Origin of the sequence: Sulfitobacter sp. SH22 (genome assembly GCF_965641905.1) — a bacterium.
In the GTDB taxonomy this organism is placed as follows: Bacteria; Pseudomonadota; Alphaproteobacteria; order Rhodobacterales; family Rhodobacteraceae; genus Sulfitobacter.
Map to the genome: position 1 here is coordinate 3,113,095 of NZ_OZ282573.1, position 18,660 is coordinate 3,131,754.

The following is an 18,660-nucleotide window of genomic DNA, read 5'->3' on the forward strand; positions in this document are numbered from 1 at the left end:
GCTTGCCGGTAGGATTCGGGCGACAGGTGGAGGGTTGGCTGGATGACATATGCAAGGGTTTGGGTGTTGGCCGCTGCGTTTGCCTTGGGGGCAGGCGCGGATGCCGTTGTGGCGCAGACAACACCCGATCAGGTCGAGGCGGGCAGCGATGCGGGGTTAGACCTGTGGATCGCTGAGTTTCGCGCACGGGCGCTGGAGGCGGGTATCAAGGCTGATGTGTTCGATGCCGCGTTCGCTGGCGTATCTTACGATGAAAATGTCATTCGCAGAGATCGCAACCAGTCGGAGTTCACCAAGACGATTTGGGAATATCTGGAGACAGCGGCTTCGGATTTGCGGATCGCCAACGGTAAAAAGGCGCTTGAGAGCCAGCGGGCGGCGCTGGAAAAGATCGAAGCGCAATACGGGGTCGATAAAGAAGTCATTGTGGCGATCTGGGGGCTGGAAAGCGCTTATGGCACGTTTCGCGGCAGGGATAGCGCGATCAGATCACTCGCGTCGCTGGCCTATGACGGGCGGCGGCAGGCGTTTTTCGAGGCAGAACTGATGGACGCGCTACGGATTTTGCAGGCGGGCGATACCAGCCCTGCGCAAATGACCGGCAGTTGGGCGGGGGCCATGGGGCATACCCAGTTTATGCCGTCATCTTTTCAGCTTTATGCGGTTGATTTTACGGGCGACAGCAGGCGCGACATCTGGGGGGATGACCCGCGTGATGCGCTGGCATCCACCGCGGCCTATCTCAAGCACTTTGGCTGGACGCTGGGGCAGCCCTGGGGTGTCGAGGTGACGCTGCCGGACGGGTTCGACTATTTGTTGGCCAATCGCGAGATACTGAAAGCCCCCGAGGAATGGGCGGCGCTTGGGGTCGTGGGGGTTTCGGGCAAGGCGGTGCCAAACCATGGACCTGCGTCGATCTTGTTGCCGGGCGGTGCCGAGGGTGCTGCCTTTATGATCTTTTCGAATTTTGAGGTTATCGAGCGGTACAACACGGCAGATGCCTATGTGATCGGCGTCGGCCATTTAAGTGACCGGATTGCAGGCAGTAAGCCGATCGCACAGGGCTGGCCGGTGCAAGACAGGGCGCTGACCTTTGATGAGCGGATCGAGTTGCAAACACGTCTGACGGCGCTTGGGTTTGATACGGTAAAGATCGACGCCAAGATTGGCCCGCTGACGATCAATGCTGTTCGGGATTTTCAGGTCGCGCAGGGGCTTTTGCCTGACGGGTATGCGTCCCCCCGGTTTCTGGACAGCGTGCGCGCGGCGCGGTAGCAAAAGAAAACCCAAGACCCTGAGGGGTCTTGGGTATGCCTTCGGCGAGGATTTTAGTCCATTTGGAAGGGGCTGTTAGCCGGGTGACATGCCGCGCAGGCGTTCTGATCTGCGACGTAGCAATTCAACCACCGTCAGCAAGCAGATCGAGATGCCCACAAGGATCGTGGCGACCGCAAGGATCGTCGGGCTGATCTGTTCGCGCAGGCCTGTGAACATCTGCCAGGGCAGGGTTTTCTGACCGGCGGAGCCGACAAAGAGCACCACGACGACTTCGTCAAACGAGGTGATGAAGGCGAAGAGGCCGCCGGAGATAACGCCTGGCAAGATCAGCGGCATCTGGACGCGGAAGAAGGTCGTGACCGGGTTTGCGCCCATGTTCGCCGCAGCGCGGGTCAGCGAGCGGTCAAAGCCCACAAGTGTTGCGGTCACGGTGATGATCACAAAGGGAATGCCAAGGGCGGCATGGGCCAGAATGACCCCCAAGGTGGTGCCTTGCAGGCCGACGCGGCTGTAGAAGAAGTACATGCCAGCCGCCGAAATGATCAGCGGTACGATCATCGGAGAGATCAGGACTGCCATGATTGCGCGGCGGAACGGGACGTGGGGTTGGCTGAGGCCGATGGCTGCCAATGTCCCGAAGCTGACCGATAGCAAGGTCGCGGCGGGTGCGATCTTGAGAGAGTTCCAAACGGCACCCTGCCAGTCAGAGCTGTTAAAGAAGTCTTTGTAGTGTTTCAGGGAGTAGCCCGCAGGATCGAAGCGCAGCATTTCCGGGGTGAAGGTAAAGAAGTTTTCGGCGTTGAAGCTGAGGGGCATCACGACGAGGATAGGTGTAATCAGGAATACGAAGATTGCGCCGCAGATCACCCGGAAGGTGAAGTGCCACAGGACCTGACCAGGGGTGAGGTAGGGTGCGACTTTGGCGCGGTAGCGGCCTTCGTAGAGCCAGAACACGAACCAGCCGAAGAACCAGCCGAATGCCGCGCCGATCAACATGGCCGGAATGCCGCCCATGAAATAGCCGACGACCGCCAGCCCGACAAGGGTGGCCCAACGGCCGATCGTTTCGTTTCTGACGACCGTTGTCAGCACGAACGCAAGGGCGGCCATGACAACGGCCCCTATGACAACGCCTAGAAGGCCACTGCCGTTGGCCGTCCCTACGAAAAGCCCTGCGACAGCACCGGCTGCGCCTGTGACGGGTACATAGAAGGAAACGGGTTTGCGGGAGATTGGTGTGAGTGCGACCATTGCTTTAGCCCCCCAGTTTCACGTTATCGATGCCGACAATCTTGTCGTATGCATAGTATAGGCCCAACACCACAGCGAGGAGGATTGCGCCAAGTGCGGCGGCAAGACCCCAGTTCAGTGAGCTGGAGATGTGATAGGCGATCCGGTTGGAAATAAACGTACCGGTTGTCCCGCCCACGATCTCGGGGGTGATGTAGTAGCCAATGGACAGGATGAACACGAGGATGGACCCCGCACCGATCCCAGGCACTGACTGGGGAAAGTAAACACGCCAGAAGGCTGTCCAGTTGGTGGCCCCCAGTGATTTCGCGGCACGCAGATAGCTGGGCGGCACTGTTTTCATCACGGAATACAAGGGCAGGATCATGAAGGGCAGCAGGATATGTGTCATGGCAATGATCGTACCGGTTTGGTTGTTGATCAGGGCCAGACGGCTGTCATCGGCCACAACGCCAAGCCAGACCAGCGTATCATTCACCACACCTTGTTGCTGAAGCATCACCTTCCAGGCGGATGTCCGTACAAGGAGCGATGTCCAAAACGGCAAGAGCACAAGGATCATGAGCAGATTGGCGGAGCGTGCGGGCAGGTTGGCCAAGATCCAGCCGACCGGATACCCCAGCAGGATACAGCTGAGCGTGATGCAGACCGACATGAACAGGGTGCGCAGAAAGAGCGTGCCGTAGATGCGTTCGTTTTCGGGACGGAGTTGCGGGCCATCTGCCGATTTTTGCATGTCTACCGCGTTGAGAAAGTAGCCGCTGGTGAATTTCGGGCTGTAGGCGCGGATCGTTCCCCAGATCGGGCTTGCGCCCCAGTCTTTGTCGATTTTGACGAAAGCGGCTTTGTAATCAACGGTTTCAAAACCGGGTGCGGCTGCTGCGGCTTCGGCAATCTCGGTTGCGCCGGGGCCAGAGTAGCTGGCAATCGCGGCTGCGGTATCACCGGCCATGTCGTCATAGAAAGCCGAATAGATCAGCGGCCATGGGTCTTCTTTGTAGAGGTTGTCTTCGTCTACGGTTTGAACGAAATCGGCGAAAATCAGATAGTAGCTGGCTGTTTGCGGAAAGATACCGGCGATACCGTCGCGCATTTCAAACACGGGCTGCGGTGTGCCGGAGGCCTTCTTCCAGTCTTTGATCTGGGCCAGCCAGGCGTCGGAGCCAAATATCTCGTTCCAGTTTTCGCCTTTCTTCCAGAACGCGTTCAGATCTTCGAACTGGTCTTGGTAGACCTCGCCGATGTCATCCACGCCGCGGCCGGATTTGCGAAACAAAGACGACGCGCCGGTCAGTTCATAATTCAGACGAGACCCCAGACGCGTGTGCAGTTTGCGTTCCTGAGCGACGTAAATGTCCTGATAAAGCGCTTTGTAAACGGGGGCGTCGGGGGTTGTGCCGTCTTCGCCGCTCCATTGGTCCAGTGCTTTGGTGGTGCGTGGCAACGTGTTCTGCACGATTTCGTTTTCGACAGACCGGAACAGCATGTCGGCGATGGGGGCGATGAATGTCACCAGTACGAAAATCAAAAGCGGCGCAATCAGCAGCAATGCGCGCATCTTTTGGCGACGTAAGGCGCGGTTCAAGCTGCGCTTTAGCGGTGTGCCATCGGCCGCCAGCATCGGGCCTGAGTATTCTTTTTCGGCACGCTCGGCATCAAGTGCTGTGGTCGCAGTGTTTACATCGCTCATATCGGCCCCACGGGGTTGGATCTGTGTGAAAATCGGAAAAGGGAATAACAAATGAGGTGGGAGGGGCCGAAATGGCCCCTCCCGATAGGTCTAAGCGCTTATTGCGCCAACCATGCCTGGAACTTCGCGTCGATGTCGTCGCGGTAGTCAGCCCAGAACTCGTAGTTATACAAGAACGTGTTTTCGGCGTTCTTGGGATCGGTTGGCATGTGTGGTGCCATGTCGATGCCCAGATCTGCGTGCTTGCCAACCATAGGAGCGGAGGACAAACGTGCAGGACCGTAGCTGATGTACTGTGACTGATCGGCCAGACGCTGTGTGTCTGTCGCGAATTTAACAAAGTCCATCACGCGGGCCAGACGATCTGCTGGCAGGCCTGCTGGGATGATCCAACCGTCAAGGTCAAACACCTGAGCGTCCCAAAGCATTGCAACAGGTTGCTTTTGCTCTTCGATGACGCTGAACAAGCGACCGTTGTAGGTCGAACCCATGACGATTTCGCCATCAGCCAACAGCTGTGGTGTGTCAGCACCGGCGGACCACCAGATTACGCTGTCTTTGATGGTGCCCAGTTTGGCCAAAGCTTTTTCCTGGCCTTCTGGTGTTGCCAGAACGTCGTATACGTCTGCTTTTTCAACGCCGTCACACAGCAGAGCCCATTCCATGTTGTTGATTGGACGCTTTTCCAAGGCGCGCTTGCCTGGGTATGCTTCCAGATCGAACACGTCACAGATTTTGGTCGGAGGCGTGTCGCCAACCATGTCTGTGCGGTAGCCGAATGTGGTCGAATAAACGATCTGTGGGATAAAGCAGTCGCTTACCAGCAGGTCGCCAAAGTCTTCGGATGCAGGTGTGCCATCGGGTGCTGCTGCCAGCACTTCGTCGGCGTCGATTTCCATCGCCAAGCCTTCGTCACACAGACGGATTGCGTCGGCTGCTACGACGTCGACCAGATCCCAGGTTACGTTGCCGGCTTCGTTCATGGCGCGCAGTTTGGCGACGGCTTCAGCCGAGCTTTCGTCCCATACGGCCGAAACGTCGGAGTTCATGCCCAGGTAAGGCTGAACATATGCTTTGTCTTGGCTGGACTGGTATGCACCACCCCAGGAAACAAGTGTCATCTCTTTTGCCATGTTGCCGTGTGCATCGGCGAACGCCAATGTACCAGCGCCAACAATCGCAGAGGAAGCGAGTAGCGTTGTCGTGAATTTCATTCAGTAGTCTCCCAACTATTGCCCGTTTGGTTTTTGAGGGTGTGATATCGGGCCTAACCACAGCCTCTTTGACGCGCCGCCCGACATTGGGGCGGCGCACTACCGTTAAGCGCTATGCGTCAAGCGCGCGGCAATCTTCTGCAAGCCAGCCGATTTCGATCTGCTGGCCAGGCTTCAAGCGTACCTGATCCGGTGCGTTGCGTGTCTTGATGATGAAGTTGTCCGTTCCGGCGACGCGCAGGCGCGTGCGGAAAATGTCACCCATATAAACGAACTCAAGCACTTCCGCTTTCAACGTGTGGGCACCCTCGGGCATCCGGTCTTTGTTGAATTCAACGCGCTCGGGGCGGATCGACACGCGAGTGCGTTCGCCTGCCTGGGTCACATTGATCGGCTTTGCCTCGATCAGGCCGCCACCGTCCAGCTGCACCAGACAGGTACCGCCTTTGATCTCTTTTACCACGCCTTCCAGCGTGTTGTTTTCACCGATAAACTGCGCAACAAAGCTGTTTTCGGGTTCTTCATACAGCAAATCTGGCGGGGCCAGTTGTTGAATGCGGCCATTTTCAAACACGGCAACGCGGTCTGACATTGTCAGGGCTTCGGTTTGGTCGTGGGTCACATAAACAACGGTAATGCCCAGTTCGTGGGCAAGATGCGTGATTTCGAACTGCAAGGTTTCGCGCAGCTGTTTGTCCAAGGCACCCAAAGGTTCATCCATCAAAACCAGTTCGGGTTCGAACACCAAGGCGCGGGCCAAGGCGACGCGCTGTTGCTGACCGCCGGACAATTGCGCAGGACGCCGGCCACCAAAGGCCCCCATCTGCACACGATCCAGCGCGATCTTCACTTTTTCCTCGCGGTCGGACTTGCCCATTTTGCGGACTTCCAGAGGGAAGGCCAGGTTTTCGGCAACCGTCATATGCGGGAACAAGGCATAGTTTTGGAACACCATGCCGATGCCGCGCTTGTGTGGCGGGATGTTATTGATTGATTTACCATCAAGGCGGATGTCGCCGTGGGTGGCGGTTTCAAACCCTGCCAGCATCATCAGGCAAGTTGTCTTGCCTGAACCCGATGGCCCGAGCATCGTCAAGAATTCGCCCTTTGGCATGGATAGGTTCAGGTCTTTGACGACAAGATTTTCGCCGTCATAGCTTTTCTGCACGCGTTCAAATTCGACAAACGCATTTGTTGCTGAAGTATCTGCCAAAAGCTGGCTCCCCGGTTATTCTGACGTTCATGCGCCATTGTTGACAGGAAGTTAAAGCTATCTGATCTATAGTTTGCAACCAATTATCAGCTATTTTAGGCGAATCCGGGAAATTACAGGAAGAAATCCTGCAATAACGACAGATTCAGTTGATATGACTGCGAAACGGGCAGCGATTTACTTTTTATTTCATTGCCGGGAGGGGAAAGCTGGCTAAAGCTAGGGCCATCGCAGTTTGAAGGATACCTAGAATGCCCGCAATTGATTTGCCGTTTTCCCCCGCAGAATACAGCCGCCGCCTTGAGCTGGTGCGCGCCGAAATGGCGAAGCGGGGGTTGGATGCGTTGTTTGTGACTGACCCAAGCAACCAAGCCTGGCTAACGGGTTACGACGGATGGTCATTCTATGTGCATCAGGGTGTGATTGTCTTGCCCGATGCCGATCCGGTCTGGTGGGGCCGCAATCAAGACACCAACGGCGCGCTGCGAACTGTCTGGATGGGCCCCGAAAATGTGCGCGGGTATGCTGACGGGTTCGTGCAATCGACGGAACGCCACCCGATGCAGGATCTTGCCAAGCATCTTGCGGCTGCCGGTGTCGAGGCCGGGCGCATCGGTGTCGAGATGGACAATTACTACTATTCTGCCAAGGCACATGCGTCGCTGTGCGAAAGCCTTCCGAAGGCGCGGATCGTTGATGCGACTGCATTGGTGAACTGGAAGCGGACGGTGAAATCGGAACCCGAACTTGCCTTCATGCGCAAAGCGGCGTTGATTTCGGAAAAGATCGTTGATGGCTTGCTAGAGCGGGTCGAACCTGGCGTGCCCAAGAACGAGATCGTCGCGGAAATTTACCGCGATGCGATCCGCGGCGTGGATGGCGCATGGGGTGATTATCCGGCGATTGTGCCTTTGCTGCCCTCAGGATCGGATGCCGCAGCGCCGCATCTGACGTGGGATGGCCGGCCCTTCGCAACTGGCGAAGCGACGTTTTTCGAGATTTCAGGCTGCTATCGCCGCTATCACGCACCGTTTTGCCGGACGCTGTTTTTGGGCACGCCGCCCGACTTTCTGAAGCGCGCGGAGGCTGCTTTGGTCGAAGGGTTGGAGGCTGGCCTGGAGAAAGCCCGTGCTGGCAACCGCGCTTGCGACGTTGCAAACGCGCTGGCTGCACCTCTGGAAAAGGCGGGAATCGAACGCGGTGCGCGCTGTGGTTACCCCATCGGGATCAGCTATCCGCCCGACTGGGGCGAACGCACGATATCGCTGCGCGCCGAGGATGAGACCGTGCTTGAGCCGAACATGACCTTCCATTTCATGCCCGGCCTGTGGATGAAGGATTGGGGCATCGAGATCACCGAAAGCATCCGCATCCGGGAAGATGGCGCTGCGGAAACATTCTGTAACCGTCCGAGGAAGATGTTCGTTAAATGACGTTGCAAGCCACTGTCGACCTGCTGGACCGACTGATCGCCTATCCGACCGTTTCGACCGATAGCAATCTTGAGATGATTGTTGACCTGTCCGGCAGGTTGCAGTCGCTTGGTGCGCGCACGCATATCTTTGGCGATGAAACGGGCACCAAGGCGACCCTGTTCGGGACGTTGGGGCCGGACGTGGCGGGGGGTATTTTGCTGTCGGGGCATTCCGACGTTGTGCCCGTCACGGACCAGGACTGGTCAAGCGATCCATTCAAGATGCGGCAGGCTGACGGGCTGCTTTACGGGCGCGGTACCTGCGACATGAAAGGGTTCATCGCGGCAAGTGTCGTGATGGCCGAACGCTATGCCGCGCTGCCGTTAAAGCGCCCTGTGCATTTCGCATTTACCTATGATGAGGAAACCGGATGTTTGGGGGGGCAGGCGCTGGTTCCTGAACTGAACCGCCTTGGCATCAAACCCGACATCGCCATCATCGGCGAGCCGACAGAGATGCGGGTGATCGAGGGCCACAAGGGCTGCTGCGAATATACCACGCGATTCGAGGGGCTTGAGGGGCACGGGTCGTCACCCGATCTGGGCGTGAATGCTGCGGAATATGCAGTGCGCTATGTCACGCGGTTAATGGCGCTGCGCGAGGATTTGCGGGCGAGGGTGCCAGTGGGCAGCCGGTTCGAGCCGCCCTTTACGACGATCAACATTGGCCGCATTCAAGGCGGTCATGCGCATAACGTGATTGTTGGCAAAGCCGAGGTGGATTGGGAATTCCGGCCTGTGCAAACCAGCGATTTGCGGTTTGTCAAAGACGCGATGGAAGCGTTTGTGGAACAGGATCTTTTGCCACAAATGCGCGCTGTCTATCCGCAGGCCTATATCTCGACCGAGACATTGGGCGAGGTCGTGGGCCTTGAGCCGATGACCGAAAACGCAGCGCGGGATCTGGTCGCGGGTCTGCTGGGGGCAAACAGCGCTGGCGTTGTTCCCTTCGGGACCGAAGCAGGGATTTTCCAGCAGATGGGTATGGATGTGATCGTGTGCGGACCGGGGTCAATTGCACAGGCGCATAAGCCCGATGAATTCGTCAGCCTTGATCAGCTTGAAGTCTGTCTGGGTATGTTGGAACGGCTTGGGCAGAAGTTGGTGTAGGGGCGCGTTTGCGTCGCGCCCCTGACCGTTATTAGCCCAATGGTGAATCTGCATCGTGGATGTGGTCTTCGGCGGCTTTCAACAGGCCGTCATCCTTGAGTGCGGTATAGGTTTCGTCCAACGCTTTCGTGGCGCGGGTCATGAAGATGTCGATTTCTTCGGGTGTGATGACCAGCGGCGGGGAAATGATCATCCGGTCGCCGACATGGCGCATCACCAGATTGTTGGCAAAGCACCGTTCGCGGCACATGTAGCCGACGGTGCCGGTATCGGTGGCAAATTTCGACCGGGTTTCCTTGCGCGGTGACAGCGGCAGGGATGCCATCAACCCGGACAGGTTCACGCCGCCGACAAGCGGGTGTTCGGACAGTTTATCCAGCCCCGCCTTGAGCGCCGGACCAGCGACATTGTTCACGTGATCCAAGACCTTCTCATCCTGCAAGATGCGCAGGTTTTCCAGCGCAACGGCCGAACAGACAGGGTGACCGGAATAGGTGTAGCCGTGGTTGAATTCGCCCGAATTGATGACTTCGGCGATTTCATCACACACAATCGACCCGCCGATGGGCTGGTAGCCAGAGCTGAGCCCCTTGGCGATGGTCATGATATGCGGCTTGATCCCCATGGTTTGTGAGCCGAACCAGTTGCCGGTGCGACCAAAGCCACAGATAACTTCATCTGCGATGACCAGAACATTGTATTTGTCGCAAATGCGCTGGATTTCGGGCCAGTAGGTGCTGGGCGGCACGATAACGCCGCCAGCGCCTTGGATAGGTTCACCAATAAAGGCAGCAACATTGTCGGCACCAAGCTCCAGGATCTTCGCCTCAAGTTCCTGTGCGCGGGCAAGGCCGAATGCTTCGGGCGTCTGATCGCCGCCTTCGGCCCACCAGTCGGGCTGGTTGATGTGGTGAATGCCGGGGATCGGCATGCCACCTTGTTCGTGCATATAGGACATGCCGCCCAATGATCCCGACCCCATCGACGACCCGTGATAGGCGTTCTTGCGGCTGATAAAGTGGGATTTTTCAGGTTTCCCCTTCATTGCCCAATAGGTGCGGACCATGCGGATGTTGGTATCGTTCGCCTCGGACCCCGATCCGGCAAAGAACACATGATTCAGGTCGCCGGGGGCAAGGGTGGCAATTTCCTTGGCCAGCGCGATTGCGGGCACGTGCGAGGTCATGAAGAACGTGTTGTAATAGTTCAGTTCCAGCATCTGGCGCGAAGCTACATCGGCCATTTCCTGACGGCCATAGCCGATGTTTACACACCAAAGGCCAGCCATCGCATCCAGGATTTCGTTACCTTCGCTGTCGGTCAGGTACACGCCTTTGGCCTTGGTGATGATCCGCGCGCCTTTTGCGGCCAATTCGTCATTCGTGGTGAAAGGGTGCATATGATGCGCGGCATCCAGTGCCTGTAGTTCAGCGGTGGGCAAGTGATTTGTGATGTGGGACATTTGGATACCTCAAGGCATGAGAAAAAGCGTTGCTTCGGACAATATGATCAAATTGTGCCGAGTCAATCGAATCGCAGTCGTTGTTTTGAAATTTAAAGAGACGCTTTGATCTGAAGCATACCTTGGGCAACATCTTCGGCCATGGCATGGGCGGCAGAATCAGCATCCCGGTTTGAAAATGCTGCCAGCAGTTCGGCGTGTTTGTCGGGCAGGTTCGACGTGCCGAAGCGCCCGCAGACCACGCGCAGCGACGGCCCGAAACGCAGCCAAAGCCGGTCAACGGTTTCACTGATAATCGGCGCATCAGCGCAGGCGTAAATCTGGAAATGGAACTGGTAGTTTTGGGTCAGGTATTCCCCAATATCACCCCGTTCAATGGCCGAATTCAGCAAGGCATCTATCTGCGTCAGACGCTCCAGCACCTCGGGTGTCATGCGCGATGTGGCGCGGCGGGCCAGTTCAGGTTCCAGTGTTTCCCTAACAAATCCAAGCTCTTGGATGTTGGCGGCGGATAAGGTGGGCACAACAACACGCCTGTTGCCTTGATGGATCAATGCACCTTCAGCGATCAGGCGGCGCAACGCCTCGCGGACGGGGGTCATCCCGGCATTCAGCAGGCTGGTCAGACCCTGAATTGTGACCGCCTGACCGGGTGCCAGATCGCCAAACAAGATCAGCGTGCGCAGGTGTGAATAGACCAGTTGATGCGCCGGAATTTTGGATGCATTTTCCGGTGTTTGATCTGGTGTAATCATGATGTCTGCTATGGTCATCTTGTTTGCTCAAAATATAGTCAAAAGGGAATGCTTAAGAAGGATTGCCTTGTGGGGAGAAAAAAATCAACTTGTCGCAAGACGTAAAACTTGATCAAATTGGCGAAAGGCCGGGAAAAACCCAGCCTAACCAACGGGAGTAATCGAATGAAATACGGTATACTAAGCGGCGTGGCCGCAACAGCCATGATCGCAACATCGGCTTTTGCCGAAGAAGTACGTGTTTACAACTGGTCCGATTATATTGACGAATCCTTGCTGCAAAAGTTTGAGGATGAAACCGGGATCGACCTGATTTATGACGTGTTCGACAGCAACGAAGTGCTTGAGACCAAGATGCTTGCGGGCGGGTCCGGCTATGACGTTGTGGTACCATCGGGCACATTCTTGCAGCGTCAGATTTCTGCGGGCGCGTTCCAGAAGCTGGATAAATCCAAGCTGCCAAATATCGCCAACATGTGGGACGTGATCGACAACCGTGTGTCGAAATATGACCCCGGCAACGAATATGCGATCAACTATATGTGGGGCACGACCGGTCTGGGCGTGAACATTAACAAGGTCAAAGAGGTTCTGGGCGAAGACGCACCGGTGGATTCGCTGGCATTGGTATTGGACCCTGCAAACATGGAAAAGCTGGCCGCTTGCGGTGTCCAGTTCCTGGATGCGCCAGCCGAGATGATCCCGGCAGCGCTGAAATATATCGGTGAAGACCCCGATGCGCAGGACCCCGAAACCATCGCTAAAGCAGAGCCGGTGCTCGCCGCAATTGCACCGTTCGTTCAGAAATTCCACAGCTCGGAATATATCAACGCATTGGCCAACGGCGACATCTGTGTGGCTTTCGGCTGGTCCGGTGATATTTTGCAAGCACGCGACCGTGCAGCAGAAGCCGATAATGGTGTCGAGATTGAGTACTACGCCCCAAAAGAGGGTGCGTTGATGTGGTTCGACAACATGGCGATTCCAGTGGACGCGCCAAACCCGGACGCTGCGCATAAATTCCTGAACTTTATCATGGACGCGCAGAACATGGCCGCTGCGTCGAACTATGTTTATTATGCGAACGGCAACAAGGCGAGCCAGGAGTTTCTGGTCGAGGACGTGATCGGCGATACTGCGATCTATCCTGATGCGGCGACGCTGGATAACCTTTATACCACGTCGCCTTATGCGCCCAAAGTTCAGCGTGTTGTGACGCGTCTTTGGACCAAGGTTAAATCCGGCACCTAAGCTGGTTTTGAGGGGGCAAGGTCAATCGACCTTGCCCCATTTTTCCGCCCCCGCCCGGATGTCGGGCTGTGAAAAGGAATACCCTAAGTGAGCCAGAAAATATTTGCCCCTTGGGATGACCCGAACGAAAAGCCTTTGATTCGATTTGAAAATGTCACCAAGAAATTTGGTGACTTTACTGCGATCGATGATCTGACGCTGAACATTTACGAAAAAGAATTCTTTGCTCTGCTCGGCCCATCAGGCTGTGGCAAGACCACGATGATGCGCATGCTTGCGGGTTTTGAAAATCCGACCTCGGGCAAAATGGAATTGGCCGGAAAGAACATCGCCGGCACCCCGCCCAACAAGCGGGCGGTGAATATGATGTTCCAGTCCTATGCCTTGTTTCCGCATCTAAGTGTTTGGGAAAACATCGCATTCGGGCTCAAGCGCGGGAGTATGGACAAGCGCGCCATTGCTGCCCGTGTCGAAGAAATGCTGAAACTGACCCGATTGACCAAATTCGCGGGTCGCAAACCGCATCAGATTTCAGGTGGCCAACGGCAACGGGTCGCCCTTGCGCGGTCATTGGCAAAGGCACCAAAGCTGTTGTTGCTGGATGAACCGCTTGGCGCTTTGGACAAGAAGCTGCGGCAAGATACCCAGTTCGAACTCATGGATATCCAGGAAAGCACGGGAACGACTTTTGTAATTGTGACCCACGACCAAGAAGAAGCGATGACCGTGGCAAGTCGGGTCGCCGTGATGGACGAAGGGCGGATTATTCAGGTTGCGACCCCGGACGGCATCTATGAGGCACCGAATTCTGTTTATGTGGCTGATTTTATCGGTGACGTGAATATTATTGAAGGGACAGCCAAACCCGCAGGTGATGGGGTGTATTTTCTGGATTGGACAGAGAATGAACCGCCGTTCCTGGCAACGTCTGATGTGCCTTTCAGCGACGGTCAGAAAGCACATCTTGCGATCCGACCAGAGAAAATTTCGATCACGACCGAGAAACCGGATGATGCAAAAAATACGGTGCAAGGCACTGTTCTGGATATCGCGTATCTGGGCAACCTAAGTACCTATTATGTCCAGCTTGCTGACGGCAGGATCATCAAGGCACAGACGGCGAATACCCGACGTCTTTCACGGCGCAGCATTACTTGGGAAGACAAGGTTTGGGTCTCGTGGAACGCCACCGCCGGCGTGTTGCTAGAGCAATGAATATGCGGCGCTTTTTCCTCATCGCAGTCCCATATGTCTGGTTGTTGGCGCTGTTCCTGATCCCGTTTTTTATCGTGTTCAAGATTTCGCTGTCTGATCTGGCGCTGTCCATTCCGCCCTATACGCCGACGATGAAAGACGGCATCGGGCAGATGATCAAAGCCTTTGATTTTGAAAACTTTGTCTTTCTGACAACCGATGATCTGTATTGGAAGGCCTATCTGAGCAGTCTGAAAATCGCTTTGTTTTCAACGGTTCTGGCGCTTTTGGTCGGATATCCGATGGCCTATGGCATGGCGCGTGCGCCCGAGGAATGGCGACCCACCTTGATGATGCTGGTGATCCTTCCGTTCTGGACCAGCTTTTTGATCCGCGTTTATGCCTGGGTCGGAATCCTGAGCAACGAAGGGTTCTTGAACCAGTTTTTGTTGTGGACAGGGGTGATTAGCACACCGCTTGCAATCATGAATACGACGACTGCGGTCTATATCGGGATCGTCTATACCTATCTGCCCTTCATGATCCTGCCGATTTACGCGGCGCTTGACCGGCTTGATGAATCCCTGATCGAAGCGGCCCAGGATCTGGGGTGTTCGCGCACCAAAGCGTTTTGGCTGGTGACCGTTCCGCTTTCGCGTAGCGGCATCATTGCCGGCTGCTTTCTGGTCTTCATTCCCGCGCTCGGTGAATTTGTCATTCCGTCGCTGTTGGGCGGGTCCGGTACGCTGATGATCGGCAAGGTGCTGTTTGAAGAATTCTTTAACAACCGCGACTGGCCGGTGGCCAGCGCTGTCGCCGTGATCTTGTTGCTGATCCTGATCGTGCCCATCATTCTGTTCCAGCGCAACCAGCAGCGCCAAGCGGAGGCAGAAACATGAGGCGTGCAAGCTGGTTTAACGTCACCGCGCTGACCTTGGGGTTCGCGTTTCTGTATCTGCCGATGGTTTTACTGGTGATCTACAGCTTCAACAGCTCAAAACTGGTGACGGTATGGGCCGGGTTTTCCACCAAATGGTATGGCGAATTGCTCCAGAACGAGGCGTTTTTGGATGCGGCGGTGATCACCCTCAAGGTTGCTGTGGCGTCTTCGACACTGGCAACGATTTTGGGGACGATGGCCGCCTATGTGTTGGTGCGCGGCGGGCGGTTCTTGGGCCGGACCCTGTTTTCCGGCATGATCTATGCACCGCTGGTGATGCCCGAAGTGATAACGGGTCTGTCGCTCTTGCTGCTGTTCATCGGAATAGGGTTGGACCGCGGCGTGCTGACAATCGTCTTGGCGCATACGACATTCTCGATGTGTTATGTTTCGGTCGTCGTGTCGTCGCGGCTGGTGTCATTTGACCGCTCTCTCGAGGAAGCTGCGCTTGATTTGGGGTGTTCGCCCTTTGATGCGTTTCGTCTGGTCACCCTGCCGATCATCGCACCGGCTGTTATTTCCGGCTGGTTGCTTGCCTTCACCTTGTCACTGGATGATTTGGTTATCGCCTCGTTTACCACGGGCCCGTCATCAACCACCCTCCCGATCAAGATCTGGAGCGCGGTGCGGCTGGGTGTCTCGCCAGAGATTAACGCCTTGTCGACGATCATGATTGGTATCGTGACGGTTGGTGTTATCAGCGCTTCGTTGGTGTCCAAGCGCAACGCGGTCAAGGCACAGCAGGACATGCAAGCGGCGGAACGTGGCGCAACGTGAAACGTGTTTATGACGGCTTTGCCTATAGCGATGCACCGCGCGCCAACTGTTGGTGGGATCAAACCTGTGCGACGGTTGACCGCCCTGCGCTAGAGGGTGACCAGAGCTGCGACGTTGCGATCATAGGCGGCGGATTCACCGGGCTTTCTGCGGCGCTGCACCTTGCCCAGGCGGGGGTAAATGTCACCGTCTTGGAAAGCCGGTATGTTGGATGGGGTGCTTCGGGCCGCAACGGAGGGTTTTGCTGTCTTGGCGGAGGCAGGCTGAGCGATCAAACGCTGGATAAGAAGTTCGGGCGTGCGGACCGACTGGCCTTTCGTCAGGCAGAACTGGCCGCCATCAATCTGGTGGATACCTTGACCACGCAGCATAACATCCAGATCGACCGCCATTCAGAGGGCGAAACCGAACTCGCCCACCGGCCCAAAGATATGGATGATCTGCGGGGGCGGGTACAGGATATCAAAGAAAACTATGGTCTTGCGGCGACCCTGATCGAGAAAAACGCCCTTGCGGATCATGGGCTAAGTGGCCCGTTTCACGGCGCGCTGACCATTCCCGCCGGATTTGCGTTGAACCCCCGGAAATATGTTACGGGGCTGGCGCAAGCGGCAGAACAGGCCGGGGCGCGAATTCACCATGGCACAGCGGCGCAAAAGATCACCAAAACACCGGGCGGCTATCAAATTGAGACGGATAACTGCACGCTTAGCGCCGGGAAACTGCTGATTGCGACGAACGGGTACAGTTCGGAAGACGTCCCAAGCTGGCTTGCGGGTCGCTATATGCCCGCGCAATCAAGCGTGATTGTGACCCGCCCGTTGACTGATGCCGAACTGGACGCCGCTGGCTGGTTCAGCAACCAGATGGTCTATGACACCCGGCATCTGCTGCATTATTTCAGGTTGATGCCTGACCGCCGGATGTTGTTCGGTATGCGCGGCGGGCTGTTGACGGGGCCAACTGCTGAAAAACGCGCAATTTCAAATGTCAGACGGGATTTTGAAGCGGTTTTTCCTGCGTGGAAAAATGTTGAGACACCTTTTGGCTGGTCGGGGATGGTGTGCATTGCGCGCAACCAGATGCCGTTTGTAGGGCAGGTGCCAGATAACAACGGCATGTTTGCAAGCCTATGTTATCACGGAAACGGTGTGGCAATGGGCACGTATTGCGGCGCGCTGGCGGCCAATGCCATTCTTGGAAATCCTGACGGGCGTCCCTATCCGAACGCCATGAAAACGCCGTTGTCGCGGTTTGAATTGGGTGGTTTCAGGCGGGCGCTTTTACCGCTCGCCTATCTGGGCTATGCTCTCGCGGATCGATAGAATACATTGGCAGAAAGTGGCCTTTGGCCCGGTTTATACGAGATATTAAGGAGTTAGGCCGATGAAAATTGCGATGATTGGGACCGGCTATGTCGGGTTGGTATCTGGTGTTTGTTTTTCGGACTTCGGCCATGATGTGATCTGTGTTGACAAGGACCCTCGCAAGATTGCGCAGTTGGAGCAGGGCATTGTGCCGATTTACGAGCCGGGTCTGGACGATCTGATGGCCAAGAATGTCAACGCCGGACGTCTTTCGTTTACAGTCGACCTGCACGCCGCAGTTGACGGTGCCGATGCAATTTTTATCGCGGTCGGGACACCCACGCGCCGTGGCGATGGCCATGCGGATTTGACCTATGTGATGGCCGCCGCCGCCGAGATTGCTGATGCAATGACGGGCTATGCGGTGATCGTGACCAAATCGACTGTTCCAGTCGGGACGAACCGGCAAGTGAAGCAGGCCATTTCAAAGGCCAACCCAAAAGCCGATTTTGATGTCGCATCGAACCCTGAGTTTCTGCGTGAAGGGGCGGCAATCGACGATTTCATGCGGCCGGACCGTGTCGTTGTTGGTGTGCAAAACGAGCGTGCGGCAGAGGTAATGGCAGCCATCTACCGACCGCTTTCGCTGCGCGAGTTTCCGATCATGTCCACCGATCTGGAAAGCGCCGAAATGATCAAATATGCGGCCAACGCGTTTCTGGCGATGAAAATCACCTTTATCAACGAGATCGCGGCCCTGTGCGAACGCACTGGTGCAGACGTCAAGATGGTTTCAAAGGGGATGGGCCTTGATAACCGGATCGGGTCCAAATTTTTGCACGCGGGCCCCGGTTATGGCGGGAGCTGCTTTCCAAAGGATACGCAAGCCCTGGCGCGCATGGGGCAGGATCATTCCAGTCCGATGCAATTAACCGAAACCGTGATCAAGGTGAACGACGAGGTGAAACGCAGGATGGTCGATAAAGTTGTCGACATTTGCGGTGGATCCGTGAACGGCAAGACTATTGCCGTTCTTGGTGTCACGTTCAAACCGAATACGGATGACATGCGCGATTCACCCAGCCTGACAATTATTCCGTCACTTGTTGGCAACGGGGCGAAAGTTCGGGTTGTCGACCCGCAAGGCAAGCGTGAAGGAGAGGCGTTGTTGCCCGGGGTTTCATGGTTTGATGACGCCTATAAAGCGGCACAAAATGCGGATGCTGTGGTGATCCTGACGGAATGGAACGAATTCAGGGCATTGGATTTGAAGCGGATGGCCAAACGAATGGCAAAGCCCGCGATGGCGGATTTGCGCAATATCTATACGCCAAAAGATGCCAAGCGGGCTGGTTTTGAAGCCTATGTGTCCATCGGCCGGGAGGGTTTCGGGGCTTAATCGGCGGCACGCAGCGCCGTGACTTCCGCTGCTGTGGTCTTGCTCCCGCCAGCAAGGATAAGGTGCGTCGCGCCGTTTTCGATCCGCGCTTCGGTGATACGGGAATAGGTGGCAGCGGCGGCAATATCTATACGTTCGCCAGCCTTAAAGCTTTCTACCTTGAAGCTGTAATTGCCATATGGAAAAGCCCCCCCATCCGAGGATACGCCAGCCCATTGAACAGGCTCTTCGGACAGCGGAACAAGGTTTCGTTGTACTTCGTGACCCCGCGCGTCGTAGATAACCAGTTCGGCCTTGTCCGCCGCATTGGAAGGGGTTGGCAGGACGGTGGTCTTGTCACGGTTA

Annotated in this window: 16 protein-coding genes; 9 read left to right on the forward strand and 7 right to left on the reverse strand. The window is 56.2% G+C overall.

Going from position 1 to position 18,660, the window contains the following annotated elements:
- The first annotated feature begins 42 nt into the window (after window positions 1-42).
- Window positions 43-1,275 (forward strand): lytic murein transglycosylase, encoded by a 1,233-nt coding sequence (locus ACSQ13_RS17250; protein ID WP_295513139.1) that lies wholly within the window; start codon window positions 43-45, stop codon window positions 1,273-1,275.
- Between the two features lie 75 nt (window positions 1,276-1,350).
- Here the strand turns inward: ACSQ13_RS17250 and ACSQ13_RS17255 are convergent, their stop codons facing one another.
- From ACSQ13_RS17255 to ACSQ13_RS17270, 4 genes are all read right to left on the reverse strand, one after another.
- The gene (locus ACSQ13_RS17255) at window positions 1,351-2,529 is read right to left on the reverse strand and encodes an ABC transporter permease (protein ID WP_295513138.1); all 1,179 of its coding nucleotides are present in this window, start codon (window positions 2,527-2,529) and stop codon (window positions 1,351-1,353) included.
- 4 nt (window positions 2,530-2,533) lie between these two features.
- Window positions 2,534-4,219: an ABC transporter permease gene (locus ACSQ13_RS17260; RefSeq protein WP_295513137.1), complete on the reverse strand. Its 1,686-nt coding sequence runs from the start codon at window positions 4,217-4,219 to the stop codon at window positions 2,534-2,536.
- A 98-nt stretch (window positions 4,220-4,317) separates the two neighbouring features.
- Window positions 4,318-5,433 carry an extracellular solute-binding protein gene (locus tag ACSQ13_RS17265; RefSeq protein WP_176248833.1) on the reverse strand — a complete coding sequence of 372 codons (1,116 nt, stop codon included), beginning with the start codon at window positions 5,431-5,433 and terminating at the stop codon, window positions 4,318-4,320.
- A gap of 112 nt (window positions 5,434-5,545) precedes the next feature.
- Window positions 5,546-6,646 carry an ABC transporter ATP-binding protein gene (locus ACSQ13_RS17270; protein WP_295513136.1) on the reverse strand — a complete coding sequence of 367 codons (1,101 nt, stop codon included), beginning with the start codon at window positions 6,644-6,646 and terminating at the stop codon, window positions 5,546-5,548.
- 251 nt (window positions 6,647-6,897) lie between these two features.
- Between ACSQ13_RS17270 and ACSQ13_RS17275 the strand changes: the two genes are divergently transcribed.
- Both ACSQ13_RS17275 and argE read left to right on the forward strand, forming a co-directional pair.
- Window positions 6,898-8,079, forward strand: a complete 1,182-nt coding sequence (locus ACSQ13_RS17275) for a M24 family metallopeptidase (RefSeq protein WP_176248835.1) — start codon at window positions 6,898-6,900, stop codon at window positions 8,077-8,079.
- Window positions 8,076-9,230: an acetylornithine deacetylase gene (gene argE / locus ACSQ13_RS17280; RefSeq protein WP_295513134.1), complete on the forward strand. Its 1,155-nt coding sequence runs from the start codon at window positions 8,076-8,078 to the stop codon at window positions 9,228-9,230. The genes ACSQ13_RS17275 and argE overlap by 4 nt, the downstream gene beginning before the upstream one ends.
- Before the next feature lie 31 nt (window positions 9,231-9,261).
- Here the strand turns inward: argE and ACSQ13_RS17285 are convergent, their stop codons facing one another.
- Together ACSQ13_RS17285 and ACSQ13_RS17290 are read right to left on the reverse strand one after the other, a co-directional pair.
- Complete coding sequence (locus ACSQ13_RS17285; RefSeq protein ID WP_295513133.1) at window positions 9,262-10,692, reverse strand: aspartate aminotransferase family protein; 1,431 nt, start codon at window positions 10,690-10,692, stop codon at window positions 9,262-9,264.
- Window positions 10,693-10,784: 92 nt separating this feature from the next.
- Entirely contained in the window at window positions 10,785-11,465 is a 681-nt protein-coding gene (locus ACSQ13_RS17290; protein WP_176248838.1) for a GntR family transcriptional regulator, read from the reverse strand.
- 147 nt (window positions 11,466-11,612) lie between these two features.
- On the opposite strand from ACSQ13_RS17290, the gene ACSQ13_RS17295 reads away from it, so the two are divergent.
- The 6 genes from ACSQ13_RS17295 (at window position 11,613) to ACSQ13_RS17320 (ending at window position 18,315) form a co-directional block, all read left to right on the forward strand.
- Window positions 11,613-12,698: a polyamine ABC transporter substrate-binding protein gene (locus ACSQ13_RS17295; RefSeq protein ID WP_176248839.1), complete on the forward strand. Its 1,086-nt coding sequence runs from the start codon at window positions 11,613-11,615 to the stop codon at window positions 12,696-12,698.
- 87 nt (window positions 12,699-12,785) lie between these two features.
- Window positions 12,786-13,913 carry an ABC transporter ATP-binding protein gene (locus tag ACSQ13_RS17300; protein WP_176248840.1) on the forward strand — a complete coding sequence of 376 codons (1,128 nt, stop codon included), beginning with the start codon at window positions 12,786-12,788 and terminating at the stop codon, window positions 13,911-13,913.
- A 2-nt stretch (window positions 13,914-13,915) separates the two neighbouring features.
- On the forward strand, window positions 13,916-14,791 hold the full coding sequence (locus ACSQ13_RS17305; protein WP_176248841.1) for an ABC transporter permease subunit: 876 nt from the start codon (window positions 13,916-13,918) through the stop codon (window positions 14,789-14,791).
- Entirely contained in the window at window positions 14,788-15,609 is an 822-nt protein-coding gene (locus ACSQ13_RS17310) for an ABC transporter permease (protein ID WP_176248842.1), read from the forward strand. Before ACSQ13_RS17305 ends, ACSQ13_RS17310 begins: the two co-directional genes overlap by 4 nt.
- On the forward strand, window positions 15,606-16,934 hold the full coding sequence (locus tag ACSQ13_RS17315; RefSeq protein WP_295513131.1) for an NAD(P)/FAD-dependent oxidoreductase: 1,329 nt from the start codon (window positions 15,606-15,608) through the stop codon (window positions 16,932-16,934). The genes ACSQ13_RS17310 and ACSQ13_RS17315 overlap by 4 nt, the downstream gene beginning before the upstream one ends.
- A gap of 61 nt (window positions 16,935-16,995) precedes the next feature.
- Window positions 16,996-18,315: a UDP-glucose dehydrogenase family protein gene (locus ACSQ13_RS17320; RefSeq protein ID WP_176248844.1), complete on the forward strand. Its 1,320-nt coding sequence runs from the start codon at window positions 16,996-16,998 to the stop codon at window positions 18,313-18,315.
- Here ACSQ13_RS17320 and ACSQ13_RS17325 read toward each other — a convergent pair.
- Entirely contained in the window at window positions 18,312-18,638 is a 327-nt protein-coding gene (locus ACSQ13_RS17325; protein ID WP_435988257.1) for a FlgD immunoglobulin-like domain containing protein, read from the reverse strand. The genes ACSQ13_RS17320 and ACSQ13_RS17325 overlap by 4 nt on opposite strands.
- Window positions 18,639-18,660 lie beyond the last annotated feature (22 nt).

Bases quoted from the DNA above. Each gene is read 5' to 3' on its own strand.
- ACSQ13_RS17250 (WP_295513139.1), top strand. From the start codon at position 43: ATGACATATGCAAGGGTTTGGGTGTTGGCCGCTGCGTTTGCCTTGGGG.
- ACSQ13_RS17255 (WP_295513138.1), bottom strand. From the start codon at position 2,529: ATGGTCGCACTCACACCAATCTCCCGCAAACCCGTTTCCTTCTATGTA.
- ACSQ13_RS17260 (WP_295513137.1), bottom strand. From the start codon at position 4,219: ATGAGCGATGTAAACACTGCGACCACAGCACTTGATGCCGAGCGTGCC.
- ACSQ13_RS17265 (WP_176248833.1), bottom strand. From the start codon at position 5,433: ATGAAATTCACGACAACGCTACTCGCTTCCTCTGCGATTGTTGGCGCT.
- ACSQ13_RS17275 (WP_176248835.1), top strand. From the start codon at position 6,898: ATGCCCGCAATTGATTTGCCGTTTTCCCCCGCAGAATACAGCCGCCGC.
- argE (WP_295513134.1), top strand. From the start codon at position 8,076: ATGACGTTGCAAGCCACTGTCGACCTGCTGGACCGACTGATCGCCTAT.
- ACSQ13_RS17285 (WP_295513133.1), bottom strand. From the start codon at position 10,692: ATGTCCCACATCACAAATCACTTGCCCACCGCTGAACTACAGGCACTG.
- ACSQ13_RS17290 (WP_176248838.1), bottom strand. From the start codon at position 11,465: ATGACCATAGCAGACATCATGATTACACCAGATCAAACACCGGAAAAT.
- ACSQ13_RS17295 (WP_176248839.1), top strand. From the start codon at position 11,613: ATGAAATACGGTATACTAAGCGGCGTGGCCGCAACAGCCATGATCGCA.
- ACSQ13_RS17305 (WP_176248841.1), top strand. From the start codon at position 13,916: ATGCGGCGCTTTTTCCTCATCGCAGTCCCATATGTCTGGTTGTTGGCG.
- ACSQ13_RS17310 (WP_176248842.1), top strand. From the start codon at position 14,788: ATGAGGCGTGCAAGCTGGTTTAACGTCACCGCGCTGACCTTGGGGTTC.
- ACSQ13_RS17320 (WP_176248844.1), top strand. From the start codon at position 16,996: ATGAAAATTGCGATGATTGGGACCGGCTATGTCGGGTTGGTATCTGGT.